At 78.1% G+C, this 3,189-nt stretch carries 2 protein-coding genes; both read right to left on the bottom strand.

Features of this window, described 5'->3' with window-relative positions:
• The coding region (locus RI554_11060; GenBank protein MDR9392552.1) for a S8 family serine peptidase at positions 1 to 2,321 on the bottom strand (2,321 nt) is incomplete at its 3' end.
• Entirely contained in the window at positions 2,318 to 3,046 is a 729-nt protein-coding gene (locus tag RI554_11055) for a hypothetical protein (protein MDR9392551.1), read from the bottom strand. The genes RI554_11055 and RI554_11060, both read right to left, overlap by 4 nt.
• Positions 3,047 to 3,189 lie beyond the last annotated feature (143 nt).

Genomic DNA, 3,189 nt, shown 5'->3' with positions numbered 1-3,189 from the left:
CGACCGACGACCTTCGCGAGGGCGGCGTCCACGTCCGCGTCGGTCACGACGCCGTCGGCGCTCGGGTCGGCGTGCCGGAGGTCGAGGGCGTCGCTCGGCGGGGGCCAGCTGCCGTCCGCCATCCGGAGGATCCGCAGCGCGTCGGCGGCGGTGACGACGCCGTCGGCGTCGACGTCCCCGAGCGGACGCAGGTCGCTGGCGTCGGCGGGGCAGGTGGGGGCGACGTGGCTGCGCAAAAGCTCGACGTCGCCGGTCGCGCCGTCCACGCCGTCCACCGCGAGGTGGTACGTCGCGCCGGCGCCCGCCAGGAACGTCGTGCGGGCCCCGGCGTCCGCGTCGCTCGCCGACGCGACCGGCGTCAGGGCGTCCACCGCATCGCCGCGGTACGCCGCGACCCGGGCGGGGAAGGCGCTCCGGGTCGCGTCGAACGTCACGACCCCGCTGCGCTCAGGCGTCCACGTCCACCAGATCGACGCGGCGGCGGGCGCGCCGGCGTGCGGCGGCTCGCCGGGTTCCGCCGTCGCGTTGCGGCTTCGGCCCTCGACGCCCGCCGCGCGCGCGGGGAAGGTCGCGGCGTCGGCGAAGGCGTCCTGGGCGGGGTGGAGCGCGGCGGTGAAGGTCGTCCGAGCGTCGTTCGCCTCGTCGGTTTCCGAGGCGGCGTCGTCGGGGTCGAGCCGGACGTCGACGACGTGCGACCCGTCGGAGACCGACGGCGTCACGACGACGCAGTGCGACCCGCCCGCGCCGGGCGCGAGGTCGGTCGTGAGGGTCAGGTCGGCGTCGGACGTGACGACCGCGCTCGGGTCGTCCAGCCCATCGAACCAGGCGCGCGCCACGACGAGGCCGCTGCCGACCTCCACCGGCGCGTCGCCGCGGTTCGTCCACGCGAAGCAGGCCTCCACCGCGTCGCCGGCCAGCGAGGGGAGCGGCGTCACGTCGACGGGGCCGTCGAACGCCAGGTCGGGGCCGTCGGGCGGCGTGGGGGCGAGGTAGGCCAGGTCCAGGCGCGGGTGGCTGCGGTTCGCGCCGAATCGGTCGTCGAGGACCGGGACGCCGTGGGTCGCCAGCGCCGACGCGTGCGCCTCGACGCTGGCGGTGGCGTCGCGGTCGCGGAGGACCGCGAAGGCGCCGGCGACGTGGGGGGTGGCCATCGACGTCCCCGCGAGGGTGGCGACGTCCCCCTGGTAGGCGGCGGTGATCGGGACGCCCGGCGCGAGCAGGTCGAGGAACGACGCGCCGTTGCTGAACCAGGCGACCTCGTCGAGCGGCCCGCCGTCGCCGCCGTCGCCGGTCGCGCCGACCGACGTCGCCGCCCCGATGCAGGCGGGCCAGGCGAGGGCGTTCGTCACGCCGTCGTTGCCGGACGCCGCGACGACCGCGACGCCCTGACTCACGAGGCTCTCGATCACGGCCGTGGCGTTGGGCAGTTCGTCGTCGCAGGCCGCGACGTACAGGCCAGCCCCGACGCTCAGGTTGACCGATGCCAGGTTCAGGGTCGCGGCGTTGGCGTTGAGGTAGTCGAGGGCGGCGGTCAGGTCCGCGCCGGAGGCGAAGAGACCGTCGCTCGAGCTCGTGAACACCTGGACGTCGACGAGGTCGGCGTCGGGGGCGACGCCGCGGTACGTGCCGTCCCCGCTCAGGGCGGTGCCGGCGACGTGGGTGCCGTGCCCCGACTGGGGGACCGACGCCCCGTCGCCGTGCTGTTCGGTGGTGCCGTCGGGGCAGAGGGAGGCGGCGGGGTCGCCGGCGCCGGAGAAGCACGCTTCGGTGACGGTCTTCCCGTCGAAGTGGGGGTGGTCGTCGTCGGCGCCGTCGTCGAGGACCGCGATGGCGGTGCCGGTCCCGTCGAAGCCGGGCGCGCCGTCGCTGCGGTCCGCCCAGGCGTCGGGCGCGTGGATCGCCGGGACGCTGCGGGGGAGGAACGCCTCGAGGCGCACGTCGGGCGCCACGCGCGCCACGCGCGGATCGGCGCGCAACGCCGCGAGGCCGGCCGCGTCGACGCGCAGCGTCACGCCGGGCGTCGTCGCGAGGCGGTGGACGACCGCCTGGCCGGCGGGCAGGTCGGCCAGCAGCGCGGTCTGTGCCGTCCGGATCGTCGTGCGTTGCGTGCGGAGCGTCGCGGTCCCCAGGCGCCCCTCGGGGCGGGCCGGAACGTCGAGCGTGACGTGCACCAGGGTCGTGCCGCCCGCCGCGACGGCGGCGTCGAGGGCGGCGGGGCCCGGCGCGGGGTCCGCGCCGGCGGCGCCCCACAGGACGAGCGCGGCGAGCGCCGCCCGGAACCGGCGGGCGCGCGGGGGCCGGCGTCGCGTGCGGGCGGTCACGGGGCGGCGTCCAGATCGACGTCGCTGCCCGAGACGGGGGTGAGGCCGCCGTCGAAGGGGAGGAGGGCGGCGTCGGTGAGGGTGGCGCCGGCGGGGTCCGCGCTCGTGCGGACCAGGTCCAGCTCCAGCCAGGCGCCGTCCCCGGGCCGCGCGTCGGGGCAGACGAACGCGACCCGGGTCGCGCCGGCGTCGACGCGGCACCCGGCGGCGGCCGCGGCGAGGCGGACGTCGGTCCGGTCGGCGCCGGTGGCGTCGACGGTGAACGTTGCGCCGCCCCAGGGGCGCGCGTCGTTCGGGAGGCGCACGGCGACCGTGCACGTCCCGCCCACCGGGACGGGGCGTTCGCAGGCGACCGGGTCGAGGGCGAGGGTCGCGTCGCCCGGCGGCCGTGGGGTGTCCGGGAGGGCATCGAACGTCGCGCCGACGGTCGCGTCGCCGGCCACGGTCAGCGTGCAGGTGCGGCCGTCCGGCGCGGGGCAGTCGGTCCAGCCGGCGAACGTCGCGCCGGCGTCGGGCGTCGCGGTGAGCACGAGGGTCGCGCCGACCTCGAAGGCCGCGCTGCACGTCGCGCCGCAGGCGAGGCCGGGCGGGGCGCTCGTGACGGTGCCGGCGCCGTCGCCGGCGCGCGTCACGCGCACGGTGGCGTCGTCGGGCGGGGCGTCGCCGCCGTCGGTCCCGCCGGACCCGCCGCAGCCGACCAGGAGGAGCGCGACGAGCACGGCCACGACCCCCCGTCCGGTCGGTCCGGCGGGGTCGCGACGCCACGCGGCGCGTCGTGGAGAGAATCCAAACGTCACGCCCCTACGTTACGCCCGTATCCGTTTCGTGTCGGTGTTGCGTCCCCCCGCCCGGTCGGGACGCCGCCCTC

The organism is Trueperaceae bacterium (genome assembly GCA_031581195.1).
In the GTDB taxonomy this organism is placed as follows: Bacteria; Deinococcota; Deinococci; order Deinococcales; family Trueperaceae; genus SLSQ01.
This window is presented reverse-complemented; position numbering and strand designations above follow the sequence as displayed.